Origin of the sequence: Parabacteroides sp. AM17-47 (assembly GCF_003434625.1) — a bacterium.
Taxonomy (GTDB): Bacteria; Bacteroidota; Bacteroidia; order Bacteroidales; family Tannerellaceae; genus Parabacteroides; species Parabacteroides distasonis.
Window position 1 is genome coordinate 1 of record NZ_QTLI01000041.1, and the last position, 16726, is coordinate 16726.

Annotated in this window: 12 protein-coding genes, 1 tRNA gene and 2 pseudogenes; 11 read left to right on the forward strand and 4 right to left on the reverse strand. The window is 46.1% G+C overall.

The annotated features are described in order from the left end of the window. Positions 1-741: 741 nt before the first annotated feature. Positions 742-852 (reverse strand): annotated as a pseudogene (locus DW205_RS22920) (integrase); the annotation flags it as partial. Between the two features lie 119 nt (positions 853-971). On the opposite strand from DW205_RS22920, the gene DW205_RS21200 reads away from it, so the two are divergent. The 6 genes from DW205_RS21200 to thiL are packed head-to-tail and all read left to right on the forward strand — an operon-like array spanning position 972 to position 10247. Continuing rightward, positions 972-3908, forward strand: a complete 2937-nt coding sequence (locus tag DW205_RS21200) for a hypothetical protein (protein ID WP_005868736.1) — start codon at positions 972-974, stop codon at positions 3906-3908. Next, positions 3905-5365: a glycosyltransferase family A protein gene (locus tag DW205_RS21205; protein ID WP_005868734.1), complete on the forward strand. Its 1461-nt coding sequence runs from the start codon at positions 3905-3907 to the stop codon at positions 5363-5365. Before DW205_RS21200 ends, DW205_RS21205 begins: the two co-directional genes overlap by 4 nt. Next, on the forward strand, positions 5362-6312 hold the full coding sequence (locus DW205_RS21210) for a DUF4922 domain-containing protein (RefSeq protein WP_005868732.1): 951 nt from the start codon (positions 5362-5364) through the stop codon (positions 6310-6312). Before DW205_RS21205 ends, DW205_RS21210 begins: the two co-directional genes overlap by 4 nt. Before the next feature lie 30 nt (positions 6313-6342). After that, complete coding sequence (sppA, locus tag DW205_RS21215) at positions 6343-8091, forward strand: signal peptide peptidase SppA (RefSeq protein WP_005868730.1); 1749 nt, start codon at positions 6343-6345, stop codon at positions 8089-8091. A gap of 10 nt (positions 8092-8101) precedes the next feature. Further along, positions 8102-9211, forward strand: coding sequence for a tetraacyldisaccharide 4'-kinase (lpxK, locus tag DW205_RS21220; protein ID WP_005868727.1), 1110 nt, complete (start codon positions 8102-8104; stop codon positions 9209-9211). A 7-nt stretch (positions 9212-9218) separates the two neighbouring features. Beyond that, entirely contained in the window at positions 9219-10247 is a 1029-nt protein-coding gene (thiL, locus tag DW205_RS21225) for a thiamine-phosphate kinase (RefSeq protein WP_005858417.1), read from the forward strand. A gap of 76 nt (positions 10248-10323) precedes the next feature. Here the strand turns inward: thiL and DW205_RS21230 are convergent, their stop codons facing one another. Next, the gene (locus tag DW205_RS21230; protein WP_005868724.1) at positions 10324-11442 is read right to left on the reverse strand and encodes a DUF4852 domain-containing protein; all 1119 of its coding nucleotides are present in this window, start codon (positions 11440-11442) and stop codon (positions 10324-10326) included. Between the two features lie 215 nt (positions 11443-11657). Here DW205_RS21230 and DW205_RS21235 point away from each other — a divergent pair. Together DW205_RS21235 and DW205_RS21240 are read left to right on the forward strand one after the other, a co-directional pair. Then, positions 11658-11730: transfer RNA gene (locus DW205_RS21235), tRNA-Phe, on the forward strand. A 251-nt stretch (positions 11731-11981) separates the two neighbouring features. Beyond that, the gene (locus tag DW205_RS21240; RefSeq protein ID WP_005868722.1) at positions 11982-13199 is read left to right on the forward strand and encodes a site-specific integrase; all 1218 of its coding nucleotides are present in this window, start codon (positions 11982-11984) and stop codon (positions 13197-13199) included. Positions 13200-13338: 139 nt separating this feature from the next. On the opposite strand, the gene DW205_RS21245 is transcribed toward DW205_RS21240, so the two are convergent. Both DW205_RS21245 and DW205_RS21250 read right to left on the reverse strand, forming a co-directional pair. Beyond that, positions 13339-13620, reverse strand: coding sequence for a helix-turn-helix domain-containing protein (locus DW205_RS21245; RefSeq protein ID WP_005868720.1), 282 nt, complete (start codon positions 13618-13620; stop codon positions 13339-13341). A gap of 5 nt (positions 13621-13625) precedes the next feature. Next, positions 13626-13913, reverse strand: coding sequence for a helix-turn-helix domain-containing protein (locus tag DW205_RS21250; RefSeq protein WP_005868718.1), 288 nt, complete (start codon positions 13911-13913; stop codon positions 13626-13628). A 315-nt stretch (positions 13914-14228) separates the two neighbouring features. On the opposite strand from DW205_RS21250, the gene DW205_RS21255 reads away from it, so the two are divergent. The 3 genes and pseudogenes from DW205_RS21255 to DW205_RS21270 all read left to right on the forward strand — a co-directional run. Next, the gene (locus tag DW205_RS21255; RefSeq protein WP_005868716.1) at positions 14229-14534 is read left to right on the forward strand and encodes a helix-turn-helix domain-containing protein; all 306 of its coding nucleotides are present in this window, start codon (positions 14229-14231) and stop codon (positions 14532-14534) included. After that, positions 14515-15747, forward strand: a complete 1233-nt coding sequence (locus tag DW205_RS21260; RefSeq protein ID WP_032850299.1) for a VapE domain-containing protein — start codon at positions 14515-14517, stop codon at positions 15745-15747. The genes DW205_RS21255 and DW205_RS21260 overlap by 20 nt, the downstream gene beginning before the upstream one ends. A gap of 333 nt (positions 15748-16080) precedes the next feature. Beyond that, positions 16081-16689, forward strand: a pseudogene (locus tag DW205_RS21270) (mobilization protein); the annotation flags it as partial. Positions 16690-16726: the final 37 nt, after the last annotated feature.

Consider the following 16726-nt stretch of genomic DNA (forward strand, 5'->3'; position numbering starts at 1 on the left):
TGCTATAAAACATACGATCCAAATTTATCGGGCATTATTTTGCAAGTTTTTTTTCACGAGGGGGATCGCGTACATTAAATAATACGTGATGCTCTTTTTTAACTTACGAGTCACCGCGTGTACCGAAAACAGGGCTCTCACGAGTACTTTTACACGTATAAAAACGATAAACAGGGTCCTGGCGACGAGAGGAAATCACACGGGAAAAACGGCTTTCTGCTCATGGAATCACGAGAAAATCGCTCTGTACACGTGCTTTTGGGCCACGTAAATGTGAGTTTAGGCCGATTATATCGCCCCAAAGACTAAAAAAGGGCTAAGAGAACAGTATTACATAAACAACTGTCTATCTATACTTTAAGACATCAAGAAAATCTTCCAAAAAAATCACAGGGCGCATTAGGGCGCATCTTTACGTGTTCGCAAAAACATTTTACAAAAAAAATATATTACTCCATCTATATAATAAGTAAGACGCTAATTTTTTTATAATATAAAAGTTTTACAAACCTCGCAAAGATGCGCCCTTTGCGCCCTGAACCATCCCCTACCAACTTATCCGGGATACAAAAAAAGCCTATGGGACACGGCCGTAAAGTCATTGAGATAACACCTCTATCCCATTGACTTTACCACCGTTTCCCATTGAGATACTATCGCAAACCCAACACTTCAAGAAGGGATAATCATTCCCCAGATAGGCGTCTTGACCATGAACACGAATAGTTCGCTCGCAACTGAACTGAACCGCACCATCGTCCCGTTAATCGCTACCCGTCCCATGATAGGGACAAATCCGTTCTTCTCCTTGCTGCCGTTCACATAGATTTGACTTCTCCCAATATCCACAATTTGCCCCTACCTTCTTCATATTCAATTTTAATTGCGCCAATCTGGGCTTTTTATAAGGTTATTACGGAGATTTTCCGTAAATTTGTAGAAATAAGACAGCCAATAATATTTATAAAAATATGCGAGAAAAACTCTCCTATCCTGTTAGGATCATCATATTCTTACTATCCATTTTTCTCTGGAGCTTTCCGGCAGAAGGGCAGGATAGTGAAAGCTTAAAAAAGCAATTGGATCAAAAGCTAAACTCTTTCGCAAGGCAATATGTGTCTTCACGCACCATTAAGATTGACTCCATCCTCATCCAGAAGAAGAAAGTCACGCTTTTCACCAATGAAGCTTTGGAGGACATCCCTTTTCGGGAATATAACGTTTCTGAGCTTTACGCAAGTATAGCTCCCCTATTCCCCAATGCCTCCAAGATCGTCATCTTGACCCGAGGTACAGACATTGAGAGCCTGATTCCCGAATACGACAGAAAAGGACGTCCCAACAAAAAGAGGCTATACTCCATTAAAGAGAGCAAATACCCGCTAACCCGTAGCCTATCCAGCCCTCATGAGATAAAAAACGGATTACAAAACCGTCATATCGCCCTTTGGCAAAGCCATGGTTTATATTACGCCCAGACCGCCCATCGCTGGGAATGGCAACGGGCTCGCATGTTCGGCACCGTGGAGGACTTATTTACGCAGAGTTTTGTTCTTCCTTATCTGACCCCGATGCTTGAAAACGCAGGAGCGACTATTCTTATCCCCCGGGAAAGGGACACTCAAATACACGAAATCATTATCGACAATGATCGCTCTACTCCGGGATCCGAGTATAAGGAATTGGATGGAGAGAAAGCTTGGTCGGATGGGGAGAAAGCCGGATTTGGGCATATTCAAGCTACTTATACGAATGGGGAGAACCCTTTTACGCAAGGTACCTATCGGCAGACGGTCACACAGAGGAAAGGAAAAGAAAGTCTCATCGAGTGGATTCCCGAAATTCCGGAATCGGGGAATTACGCGGTCTATGCCTCCTATCAATCTTTTCCGAACAGCACAGAGCAGGCACTGTATACCATCCATCATGCCGGAGGGGAAACCACAATCGCCGTCAATCAAACAATGGGGGGTGGGACTTGGATCTATCTGGGAAACTTCAAATTCACGGCACATGAACAAGCCCATGAGAGAATCGTATTAACGAATCAAAGCAATAAATCGGGAAAGATTATCACGGCAGATGCGATCAAGATCGGTGGCGGCATGGGGAACATCGCACGTAGCCCGCTAGAAAGTCCCTATCCGATAGAAGCAGAGACAAGTGGGTATCCACGGTTTACCGAGGCGGCCCGATATTGGCTACAATGGGCGGGAATGCCAGATAGTATCTATTCGAAAAGCGCTTTCCACAATGATTATCAAGACGACATTTACGCACGTCCCCGATGGGTTAATTATTTAAAAGAACAAGCCCATATCCCTATCGACATGGCCTTCGCATTCCATTCCGACGCAGGAACCACCCCGGATGACTCAATTATAGGGACACTCGGCATCTATATGTCTAAAAGCAACGACGGAATCTACACCAACCGGAAAAGCCGGGAGATCGCCAGAGACCTAACCGACATGATCCAAACACAGATCCTGTCCGATGTCCGCAAGGTTTACAATCCTCAATGGAGCCGCCGTGGCATGTGGAATCAATCTTATATAGAGGCACGTATTCCCGATGTCCCAACGATGCTATTAGAATTACTATCCCATCAAAACTTCGCCGATATGCGTTACGGGTTAGACCCACGCTTCCGTTTCCTTATCTGTAGGGCGATCTATAAAGGGATGCTCCGTTATATCTGTTTCCAGAATAAACAGGAGCCTATCGTACAACCGCTCCCACCCGATCGTCTGTATACGGAGCTCGTAGAAACGAATAAAGTGAGAATCGGCTGGAAAGCCGTACAGGATACTCTTGAGGAGAGTGCCTCACCAACCGCCTATATCCTTTATAGTCGAAAAGACAGCGGTGGATTCGATAACGGGACGCTCGTAAAAGGAGAAGAAATCATTCTTCCAATTGAGGCGGGTATTATCCATAGTTATAAGGTAGCTGCCGTAAATAAGGGAGGCATCAGTTTCCCTTCCGAGATCGTAAGTGTTTACCGGTCTCCTAAAGGTGAAAAGGATAAGACGGTATTAATCGTCAATGGATTCGACAGGATCAGCGGTCCAGCCAGTTTCGAGAGTGCGGCGGATAGTTTAGCCGGCTTTCTTTATGCCGTCGACCGGGGAGTGCCTTATCTGAATGATATCGCATTTATCGGGGATCAATTCGAATTCCGCCGTACCGCCACATGGAACAGCAATGATAATAACGGGCATGGGGATAGTTACAACAATTACGCAGGCCAAGTCATAGCGGGCAATACCTTCGATTATCCTTTCATACATGGGCAGGCCATGGCCGAAACCGGTTATTCCTTTGTTTCATGTAGCCATAAATCTTTGGCCGAGGGAGTCGTAAAGCCGGATACGTATCCGATTATTGACTTGATTTTAGGAAAACAGCGCCAACCGGTTATCACTCCCGTTTTACAGGATACGCTTCGCAGCTACCTTGCCCAAGGCGGCAACTTGCTTGTAAGCGGGACGAATCTTTTCTCCGACAGCTGGGGCAACGCACAAGACCGTACGTTCGTCGAGGAGGTACTAAAAGGGAAGTTGGCTAGCCGTAATGCCAGCAAGGAGGGAATCGTAAACAGTTGCGCATCCCCTTACGGATATATAAACGGCAGATACACGTTCCGGACACGTCCGAACCCTATTTGCTACTCGATCGAGTCGGTAGACGGTGTACTTCCGGCGGATAAGCTCGCCCATACCATCTTGAGATATCCGGAGAACAATATCGGGGCGGGAATCGTTTATGAAGGGAAATATCGGACTTGTTTGCTCAGTTTCCCGTTTGAGGCGCTTCAAACACCGTCGGAACGAAATCGACTCATGGAGTCCATCTTACGCTTTTTCTCCATTCAACAACAAAATAAAATACAGTATATACAATGAAACGAATCAATTGCTTTATCCCTTATGGAAAAATAGAGGCTACACGACAAACGGTAGCGCAATTGGCCGAGTCGTCCTTAGTGAGTCAGATCTATCTAATCACGGACGATCCCCACGCCAAGGCTATTTATCCCTGCAACTTAATCCGCACGAAGAATATATGGAGCACGAAGACCCTCCGGGAAATAGCCGGCTATGCCAGTGCCCATTATACGTTAATTTATACGAAGACTGAAGAGCTTCAATTAGGCATGTATGCCCTAGAGCGTTTTGTCGCCATCGTCGACGATACGAGATCCGGTATGGTTTACTCCGATTATTACGAGCAGAAGGAGGGCAAACTCAACCCCCATCCGGTGATCGATTACCAGAAAGGAAGTCTTAGGGATGATTTCAATTTTGGCTCCCTCCTACTCTATCGTTCTTCCACGCTACAAAACGCCATAGCCTCCATGGATACGGAATATACATTCGCCGGACTCTACGACTTGCGCTTAAAAGTCTCCCAAAACGCTCCGCTGACGCATATCAACGAATATCTATATACAGAAGTAGAGAATGATTTACGGAAATCCGGAGAGAAGATGTTCGACTATGTAGATCCCAAGAACCGCTTTGTACAGATCGAGATGGAAGCCGCCTGTACAGATCACCTAAAGATGATAGGCGGCTACTTGCCCCCTCATTTCAAGCCAGTCCGTTTTGACGAGCAGACATTTCAAACGGAAGCCTCCGTTATTATCCCTGTACGTAACCGTGTACGGACGATCGAGGACGCTATCCGTTCCGTACTGCGACAAGAGGCGTCCTTCCCTTTCAACCTAATCATTATCGATAATCATTCCACGGATGGCACCTCCGAGCGAATCCAAGCGATCGCCGCCACGGACCCTCGTATTATCCATATCCAGCCGGAGCGTGACGACCTCGGCATCGGGGGTTGCTGGAATATAGGAATACACCATTCGGCTTGCGGCAAGTTCGCCATCCAATTGGATAGCGATGATGTATACAGTGACGAGCATACCCTGCGTAAGATCGTGGAAGCCTTCTACGAGCAGCGATGCGCCATGGTGGTCGGAACCTACCGAATGACCGATTTCGATATGCGAACCATCCCGCCCGGAATTATCGACCATAAAGAATGGACTCCCGAGAACGGCCGCAATAACGCCCTCCGCATCAACGGGCTTGGAGCGCCCCGAGCCTTTTATACACCCTTGCTACGGAAACTAAACCTCCCGAACACCAGTTACGGAGAAGATTACGCCCTCGGCCTACGTATCAGCCGTGAATACCCGATCGGGCGGATCTACGACGTCTTATACCTTTGCCGCCGTTGGGAAGATAACTCCGACGCCTCATTGGATGTCGTAAAAATGAACAACCATAATATATATAAGGATAAAATCAGGACTTGGGAACTCGAGGCCCGCTTAAACATGGAAAGACAATGAAACCAAACAACTGGGTCAGCTCATCGCAAGCGACCGAATTACTGTCCAAGCAACTCGTGACATGGCCATTGGCCGAGAAGAACTATAAGGCACTGGAGGCCGTGCAAGTAAAATCCTTCGATATGGAAGGGTTCTCGATACGTGCGCAATTCAATCCCGCCCGTATTGTTTCCACCGGGGCCAAGGTAGATGCCCGATCCCTAAAAGAACGCAAGTGCTTCCTATGCCCCGAGAATCTGCCGGTGGAACAGGAGCGACTGCCTTTCGGCTTTCGCCATCTGGTATTGTGCAACCCCTACCCGATCTTCCCACAGCATTTCACGATCCCTACCCGGAAACATTCTCCGCAACTGATATTGCCGCAATGGAATGACTTCTTGGAACTGACAAGGAGACTCGCTCCCTTCACCGTCTTCTACAATGGACCCCGTAGCGGAGCCTCGGCACCGGATCATGCCCACTTCCAAGCGGTGACACGGGGCATCATGCCGCTGGATGAAGAGGTAACCCAATTTATACGACAATCGTATGCGAGTGTATACGACAACCGTATATACCCACTCACCGGCAACCTCCGCCCCGGCCTCGTCATCCAAGCCGCCACCGAAGAAGCCGCCACCCGGCTCTTCAAAAAGATCTACGCCGCTTTACCGATACTTCCCGGTGAGCCCGAGCCGATGATGAATATCTTCGGCTCCTATTACGATAATAATTGGGTAATCACGGTAATCCCTCGTAAACGCCACCGCCCGTGGCAATACGAGGCTGAGGGGAACGACCATCTCCTGTCCAGCCCGGGAGCTGCCGATATCGGAGGTCTTTTCATCACCCCTTTAGAAAAGGATTTCAAAAAGATCAACCCGGAGCTTCTGCGAGATGTTTACCAACAAGTATGCCTCAGCGACCGGGACGTAGAGGAAATTTTCGTACATTTGTCATCTAATTAGTTTTCAATAGATATGAAACAATTCTTTAAAATGATGTTTGCCTCAACGCTAGGCGTTATGTTGGCAATGGGAATAATCCTGACGGTATTGATATCCATGACTATAGGATATATCGCCACCGTAGGTAGCACACCTGATTACACCCCCAAAAGCAATACGGTATTCAAGATCAAGCTAGACGGGACGCTAGCGGATAACCCGGCGGAGAATCCATTCTCCGCCTTGATGGGCGACAAGGAAAACATGCTGTCACTGAAGGACCTGCTCGAGACGATCCGGATAGCGAAACAGAATGACAAGATCGCGGGGATTTATATCGAATCGGGGCTTCTCTCCTCGGGTAGCGCTAGTTTGGAAGCAATCCGCCGATCGTTAATAGATTTCAAGGAAAGCGGCAAGTTCGTGGTAGCTTACGCCGATAATTTCACGCAAGGGAATTACTTCCTTTGTTCCGTAGCCGATAAGGTATTCTTGAATCCGCAAGGCATCCTTGAATTGACGGGACTCGCCTCGCAAACCCTATTCTACAAAGGACTGATGGATAAGGTAGGTATCGAGATGCAGATTTTTAAGGTAGGTACCTACAAAGGTGCCGTGGAGCCTTTTATACTGGATAAGCTGAGCGAGGCGAACCGGGAGCAAATCCAATCGTATATCTCCACCATCTGGGATAATATAGCCGAAGGCATCGCCGAATCACGCGGCATCAGCGTGAACGATATCAACCATTACGCCAATGAGGGGCTTTTCTTCGCGGACCCTGTGAAAACGGTAGAATGTGGCTTTATAGACGAATTAAAGTATAAGCCGGAGGTAGAAGCATACGTCAAAGAGCTAGCCGGACAAAATGGAGAGAAACTGAGATCGGCCAACTTAGCTCAAATGAAAACCCTCAAGGCCTCACCCACCAAAAACGCCCCGGAGATAGCCGTACTTTACGCCGAAGGCGAGATTAAGGCGCAAACACCCGGCAACTTTTACGATATCGAACAAAGTATCACGGAGAAAATGGCCGATGAGCTTATCAAGCTAAAAAACAATGATGACGTGAAAGCCGTGGTATTCCGTGTGAATTCCCCGGGAGGTAGCGCTTATATCTCCGAGCAGATATGGCGTCAAGTTGTCGAGTTGAAAAAGGTGAAACCTGTGGTCGTTTCCATGGGCAACGTAGCTGCCTCGGGAGGCTACTATATCTCATGCGCCGCTAATAAGATCATCGCCGAACCGAATACGTTGACCGGCTCCATCGGTATCTTCGGCATGTTCCCGAACGCCTCCGGATTATTCGGGAAACTAGCGTTGACCACGGACATCGTAAAGACGAACACGTTCTCGGACTTAGGAGACCTCTCCCGTCCCATGACCGAGAGTGAGAAAGCACTGATACAGGGATACGTGGAAAGAGGCTACCAAACGTTCCTTTCCCGCTGCGCCGAAGGTAGAGGTATGACTACCGAAGCGGTCAACGCTATCGGACAAGGACGGGTCTGGACGGGTGAGCAAGCGAAAGAAAGAGGTTTAGTCGATGAGCTGGGCGGTATTGAATTAGCTATAAGCACAGCGGCGGGGTTGGCTGATCTGGATCAGTATAGCGTAACTACCGTCAGCGGTTCCAAGAATTTCTTGGACGAGTTCTTGGAAAGCCAGCTCGGAGAGGTGAAACTCTCTATCATCAAAAATGTATTGGGCAATGAGTTCGAGTACTTCAAGACGTTGAATAATATCAAGACGAATTGCGGAATCCAAGCTCGTATGCCTTACGATATGAAACCGTTATAATAACTGGACCATGCTGACAGATCATACGATTAAGTTCAATAAACTCCTCACTCCATTCTCTTTCCTTTATGGAATCGGGGTGAGATTCAGGAATCAGCTGTTCGACTGGAAAATCCTTCGGACAGAGCGGTATGATCTGCCTATTATTTGCGTGGGGAACCTGACTGTCGGGGGGACCGGAAAAACCCCTCATACGGAATACATCATCCGTTTGATAAAAGACCGATACCGGGTAGCTGTACTCAGCCGTGGCTATAAACGGAAAACCTCCGGTTTCTTGTTGGCCGATCAGCGAAGTACCAGCAAGGATATCGGTGACGAGCCGTACCAAATGAAACGTAAGTTTCCGGATATTCTCGTTGCCGTAGACGCTGATCGCCGCAGGGGTATCCGCAATCTATTGGCTCTGCCAGAGAATAAGCGCCCGGAAGTGATCGTGCTGGACGATGCCTTTCAACATCGATACGTCGCCCCCACGCTGAACATCCTTTTAACCGATTGCCACCGTCTTTATACGCAAGATAAGCTCTTACCCGCAGGCCGTTTAAGGGAACCTATGGATGGCGCTCGACGTGCGGACGTGATCATTGTCACGAAATGTGAGTCATATATACAACCTATAGACTTCCGGATCATAGAGGAGGATATACATCTCTCAGCTTATCAAGAGCTCTATTTCAGCCGTATTCTTTACGGGGAGCTGGAACCCGTCTTTTCCGGTAAAGCCCCCAAACGCACATTAAAAGGGCTGGCCTCTACTACAGAGGTTTTATTGGTATCCGGTATCGCATCCCCGGCACCTCTCGAAAAAGAGATCCATAAATATACGGAGCATGTCACCTCATTGATCTTTCCGGATCATCACGCCTTCGATCGGCATGACATCCAGAAAATACAAACGGCCTTCAAGCGGTTGACTTCTACAAGTAAATTGATAATCATCACGGAGAAAGATGCCGCCCGACTCCGTGACCTTCCTTCGCTTCCCATGGAATGGTTTTCTCATTTATATTGTTTGCCTATTACGGTGGGTTTCTGTATGGATCGGGAAAAACAATTTCAAGAATTAATAGTTAAACATATTGATACAAGAATAAAGAATCATCCTATATTACGTTAACAATCTTATGAGCAATAGAACAGAAATATCGACTTTGGGAGAGTTCGGGTTAATCCGTCATCTCACCGATAAAATAGAACTTAAAAATCCGAGTACGTTGAAAGGTGTTGGTGACGACGCAGCCGTACTAGATTACACAGACAAGCAAGTATTGGTTACGACAGACCTTTTGCTGGAAGGTATTCATTTCGATTTGATGTATGTGCCGTTGAAACATCTCGGCTATAAATCCGCAGTCGTAAACTTCTCCGATATTTACGCCATGAACGGCCGCCCGAAACAGATTACGGTATCATTGGGTATTTCCAAACGTTTCTGTGTAGAAGATCTCGAAGAATTCTACGAGGGCATTAAACTCGCTTGTGATATCTATGACGTAGATCTCGTTGGTGGCGACACTTCCGCCTCACGCACAGGGTTAGCGATCAGCATCACTTGCCTAGGCGAGGGAGAAAAAGGCAAAGTTGTCTATCGAAACGGAGCCAAGGAGACCGATCTTATTTGCGTGTCCGGCGATTTAGGGGCCGCCTACATGGGTCTCCAATTACTGGAACGGGAGAAAAGCATATTTAATGGGGAGAAAGATTTCACGCCCGATTTCTCTGGTAAAGAATATTTGTTGGAACGCCAATTAAAACCGGAAGCCCGCAAAGACATTGTCGAAGTTCTTGATCAAGCTGGAATCGTTCCGACCTCCATGATGGATATCTCCGACGGCCTCTCTTCGGAGTTGCTTCATATATCTAAAGAAAGTAATGTAGGCTGCCGAGTTTACGAAGATCGTATTCCTATCGATTACCAAACCGCAGCCATGGCAGAGCAGTTTAACATGAATCTGATAACTGCGGCATTGAATGGAGGTGAGGATTATGAACTCTTATTCACTGTTCCTTTAGCAGATCATGATAAGGTGTCGGAAATGAAAGGTATTAAGGTGATCGGTCATATAACAAAGCCAGAGTTAGGCAATTATCTTGTCGGTCGTGACGGAGGTGAAGTCGAGCTTAAGGCGCAAGGTTGGAACTCACTAAACTAAAAAGAAATATCCGCTCTGAATTCACGAATGCAAAGCGGTCCGTCTCATTTTTATTGGGGGACGGACCGTTTTCCTATTATTTCACTTCAATGGATCCTAAATAATTATAGAAGAGTTCAAAATCACTTATCTTCAAGAAAGGTAAGTGATAAACATCCATCTTTATAATTTGAGCCTCTATAGCCATTTTCCCATACAAATCAGCCAAAGACATACTCTTTATATCACCGTTATGATAGACCTTATTCTTTTTCTCGGGAAGCTGTACCTTCTTATCCAAGAAACGGATATAAGTATAAGAGGTAGCCAGCGGCTTATTATAGGTAGGCACTTTTCCGACTTTCCTCATATCATAAAACCCTTTCGCACGAGCCGTCTCACAAGAGACATTCATAAACTCTGGTATATTCACAAATCGAAAGACACAATCATCCCATTTACAAAAGCCAATCTTAGCCAACGCATCCGGCTGGTCTGTCTTAATTTGTGGGCACCACAACCCTTTTAATGGAAAGATCTGCTTATCCATATCATATTGTAACATCTCCGACTGACTCTCAATACGAAACACCTTACTAAAATCAACGTCCCCTAACGCCTTTTCCAATTTAGCGGCATATTCTTTCTTAAGATCCGCCATAGTAAATGGATCCGCTTGATTTTTCTCTACCAGATTCTTGTCACAATGAGCCATATACCTTACTATCACATCGTCATCAACTGTCACATTATTTAATTTAAGCGCATAAACAAATAAGAGATCGGACGTTAAATCGACCACACCCTCAACTTCGCTTTTAAAATATTCCGAAACAATATTCCCTTGACTAAGCGCATCATTAATATTTATACAAAGACGCCGTCCATCCAGCTCTACCACGACAAGAGGATGCGTTTCTTCCTCAGAATAAACGCCCATACCCTCAAAGAGTTTCTTATCGTAATCTGGAATATCAACGATCACCGCCTCTTGACTAGCCAGATTCTCTTTCGGCATCGTAGAAATCTTCCCATCCTTTGTAAACGTCCTAACAAACAAATATCCGGAAACCTTAGGGACACCAAACATAATCTTATCCCCTTTTTTATACACTTTCCCATCACAGGCAGACACCGCATCACGAGTTCCTATCCCAGCAGCAGCAAATGCCAAACATACCCAACTTAAAACAATACTCCAAATTACTTTCTTCATATCTATAGCTTATTAATCATTCTCTACCCGCTTCCAAAAATAAGTAAAAATCCATATTTATCTACACGCTCCCCCTATTTACCCTGCTTATAGCAGCTAATTCCACCTCTACCCTCAAATATTTTCAAAAAATCCACCGCCACCTATTGCATATATCAAAAAAGTCCGTATCTTTGCACCCGTAATCGAAACAACGATATACAAAACGACATGATGGTGCCATAGCTCAGTTGGTAGAGCAAAGGACTGAAAATCCTTGTGTCCCCGGTTCGATTCCTGGTGGCACCACTTTAAGAGAAAACAAAACGATGTAAATCCCTGAATTTCAAAGAAGTTCAGGGATTTTTCTTTTCCAAGAATAGGCAAAATTAGTGGGACTAAAGCAAACTGTACGTCCTTATTCGGGGGACGGTTTTAGAAAGCCCCGAATGTTCCACTACTCAATAGTTACTTCATTCTTTTACAGCACGTTGCGCTATTTTACATAACAGAGTCCTCGGTTCGATTTCCTAACTTTGTATCATTAAAAATTGAGCAGTATGGAAAGAAAAAGATTCAGCGTTTTGTTCTTCATCAAGCGTAGCAAACTGTTAAAAAACGGGGAAGCTCCCGTGCGTGTACGCGTCACTTATGACCGTTTATATGTGGAACTTCAACTAAAACGAAGTGTAAAAGTCCCACTTTGGTCGCAGGACAAAGAGAAATCAATAGGCAAAGACCGCAATTCCGTAGAACTAAACCATTACATTGATGCCTTGCGTGTGAAATTCTATCAAATCTATCAAGATCTAGAACTGGAGGGAAAGATTATTTCTGCCCGTGCCATCGTAAACCGCTATCAGGGAAAGGACGAAACTTTCAAGACATTATATAATGTATTCAAGGAACATAACGACAACTGCCGGAAACTAATCGGAACGGATTATGCCGACATTACCGTAAGACGTTACGATAATTGTCTGAAATATCTCATGGAACTGGTAAAACGGGATTATAAGGTAGATGATATGCTGTTGCGTGAGGTGAACGGGGAACTTGTCCGCAAATTCGACCTGTACCTAAAGGCAGAAAAGCATTGTGCACAGAATACCGTTATCCGGTACATGAAATGCTTTAAGAAAGTGATAAACCTTGCCATTGCCAACGAGTGGCTGACGAAGAACCCGTTTGCCGGAATCAAGTTTCACGAGGTGGAGGTAAACAAGCAGTTCCTAAGCCAAGCCGAAATAAACCGGATATGGCAGAAAGAGTTCAAGATTGAACGGCTGGAACTGGTGCGGGATGTTTTCATCTTCTGCGTATATACCGGGCTGGCGTTCATAGACGTATATAATTTGCGCTCCGAACACATTTCAGAGGACAGCAACGGCAACCTGTGGATAGTGAAAGCCCGTGAAAAAACAAACAACCTTTGTAACATTCCGCTTTTGAGCATCCCCAAGCAGATACTTGACAAGTACAAGGATAACCCCTATTGCCTTGACAAAGGAACTTTGCTGCCCGTCCCTTGCAATCAGAAAATGAACAGCTACCTGAAAGAGATTGCCGACCTGTGCGGAATAAAGAAAAACCTCACCACGCACACCGCAAGGCACAGCTTCGCTTCGGTTATCGCGCTGGCTAACAACGTGTCACTGCCAAATGTCGCTAAAATGCTGGGGCATTCATCCACCCGAATGACACAGCACTATGCAAAAGTGTTAGACCAAACGATATTAAGAGATATGCAAGCGGTTGAAAAACAGCTATCTGTATAAATATAAGTAAAGCCAGCAATACAGTTTTATTAAAAACACGATTGCTGGCTTTCAACCAAACCATAAATATAGAAAACAAGACAGCTATATTTCAAGACTTCAAGCTATCAAGATTCCAAGATAGCAAGTTTTCAAGATTTCATTTCCGGTAATGCCTATCCAATAAATCCCTGATGTCACTTTCACGATAAATGATTTTTCCCGGAAGTTGCACGTAGCCCAGCAGCCCCGTGTCCCTATAATCCTGCAAAGTCCGTTTACTGATGCACAGCCTTTGGCAGACTTCCTCCCCCGTCAGGTAGTGTTCACCGTTCAGCACCGGGCGGTAGTTGGTGACAATATGCTCCACGTTCTCCAAAACCCGGTCAAGGGATGAAAACAATACCTGCGTAGTTTCCGAATCTTTCGTTATCAAGTCCATACGATTCATGTTTTAGGGGTGTTCTTTACTTGGTTGAGTATAAAGGTTTCCACGTCCGAAGCCTTATAATAAATTTTGCAGTTGATTTGCGAATAAGGCAGCTTGCCCGTATCACGGTAGGTTTGCATCGTCCGGGAAGAAACATTCAGCAGGCGGCAGGCTTCGCTGTTATCCAACCATTTGTCCTGCTTTCTCCGCAAAGGTAGGCAGAGCGCATCCATACGCCCCACAAAACTTTCAAACCTCTGTTTCCACAACTCGAATGTCTTCTTTTCAATCGTTACTATTTCCATATACTGATATTTTTTGTTATTACTCCGTTTTTCTTGTCCGGTACAAATATACAGGTCAGGATAACAGGTTGTTACTGCCTATCCTCAGATGTCCTTAGAAGTCCTCAAATGTCCCAGCCCGATAAAACGATAATGGGAATAAGCCCTTTTTCTCTGTTCTTCCCATATAAGTAAGGTGAAGTACACATGGCGTTTTCGGATAGCTTGTATTAATACGGTGCAGAGCAGTGCAAAGCAATTCCAAACGCTTGACACTTTGCTTTTTACCGATTTTTCTTATTTTATTTGTGGTGCTAATTCAAAGAACAAAGCACCATGAACAATCCATTTGAAGAAATTTTCAAGCGGCTGGAAAACATCGAAAAGATGATTTCCCCCGTAGTCGGCACACAGCCCAAAGGACGGGACGGCAAAGAACCCGTTTTAGTCAGAATATCCGTAGCCAGCAGCATAACCGGATATTCGGTCAATTACCTCTACCATTTAGCCAGCACCGGGACGATACCCTGTGTGAAGCGTGGTCGCACCCTACGTTTCGATGCGGACGAGCTGAAACAGTGGATGCGGCAGCAATATGTCCCGGCTTCCAACAGACTTCCCGATGAAAAAGAAAAGAGATAACGAAGCGGAACGTATCGGGGGCAGGCAGTCCAAGAACGAGCGTATCGAAAGGCAGCTTAATTCCTTGTACGACTTCCGGTTTAACACCGTGAAGAGCCGGACGGAATACAAGCCTGCCGATACCTCCGGCTTGTACCAGCCCGTCACGAAGTTTGCCCTGAACTCTTTCAGGCGTGAACTGGATGCGACCACAGGCATCACCACCTCCGCCGACAATATCCGCATGATACTGGAAAGCAACTTTGCCGTGAAAGTGCATCCCATACGGGAATACCTAACCGCCCTGCCCCTGCTGAATCCTGTCGAAAACGGACATATCAAAAGGCTGCTGGGCACGGTACAGGTAGCCAACCCCGACAAGTGGGAGGAATATTTCACCAAATGGCTGGTAGGCGTGGTTGCCAATGCGATGAACGACACGGGATGTCAGAACCACACCTGCTTAGTCCTGACCGGGGAACGGCAGGGGCAGTTCAAGACATGGTGGCTGGATAACCTTTGCCCACTGCCGTTGAAGAGCTATCTCTTTACCGGGAAGATAGACCCACAGGGAAAGGACATATTGACACTGATAGCCGAATACCTGTTCATCAACATAGACGACCAGCTAAAGGAACTCAACAAGCAGAACGAGAACGCCCTGAAGAACCTGATAACCACCCCGGCAGTCAAGTACCGCAGACCGTATGACATCTATATAGAGGAATATCCGCACTTAGCCAGCTTCATGGCATCGGTGAACGGGAACGAGTTCCTGACCGACCCGACAGGCAGCAGGCGTTTCCTGCCGTTTGAAGTCCTGCATATAGACAAGCCGGGGACAGAAGCCATCCGTATGGATAATGTCTATTCCGAAGCCATGTACCTGTATCGGCAAGGTGTACGGTACTGGTTCAACGATACGGAGATTGAAGAGCTGTACAAGGTCAGTGCAGGTTTTCAGGTGCAGACGGTGGAGTTTGAGATGCTGATGCAGCATTTCGAGAAACCGGAAGAGGGGGAAGAAAACCTGTTCTTTATGACAACGGCACAAATCCTCACCTGTTTACGGAATGTGTGCCCCATGCAGTTATCAGAAAAACGGTTGGGGGAAGCGTTGCGGAAAGCTGGGTTCAAACGGGTACAGAAACGCATAAACAACGGTGGTTATTCGGTATATGGATATAGGATAAAGCCTGTTCCAACCCCTTACACCGATAACGATTACGGTTAGGAATCCGCTTTGCAGTAGGTTGATATTGCCATGCAGCAACTACCCTAAAAACAACTTACTGCACATTAACTATTGAATATCAACCATTTGCAACAGGTGCAGTAAGCAGTAAGATAAAACCCGGAACTTTCGGAAAATTTGAGAAAAAAGAAAAAGCAGATGCCAACATGGATAGTTTTCTCTCTTTTTATATAGGAATAACTTACTTATCTTACTGCATAAGAGATAATACATTGAAAGAAAAAGAATTAGGTGCAGTAAGTCCGTATCTTTTCTTCTTACTGCTTTCTTACTGCCTTACTGCAATCATCCAACATCTAAAAAACAAAAATTATGACTTATCAGGAAGCTAACAGCATAAGTATCAAGGACTATTTGGAATCATTGGGCATCCTGCCCGTAGTGGATAAACTTTATTACGGTATGTACCACAGTCCGTTACGTCAGGACGATACGCCCAGTTTCAAGGTGGATTACGGTGTAAACCTTTGGTGTGACTTTGGGACGGGTGAGGGCGGCTCGCTCATCGACCTTGTGATGAAACAGTACGGATGCAACGCTTACGGGGCTATCAGCCGACTGGAACAGGACTATTACTCCGCCAATACTTTTTCTTTTCAAGGGAAAAATATCCCCGAAAAGAATCCGGCAAGGGAGGAAAGGAAGCGACCAGCCAGCCCGGTAGAAATCCGTAGCATCCAGCCGTTACAGCATCCGGCACTCACCAATTATCTGAAAAGCCGGGGCATTGCGCCCGAAGTGGCAGCGGACCATGTGCAGGAAATGTATTACCGTGTAAACGGGAAGCCGCTTTTTGCGCTCGCTTTCAAGAACGATGCCGGAGGGTACGAACTACGCAATCCCGGTTACAAGGGCTGCACCTCTCCCAAAGACATCACACGCATACAGTTTGCAGGAAAGAAAAACGATGCCTGTTTCGTAAGTATTCGATAAACTCCCTCGTATATTGGGTAACGTA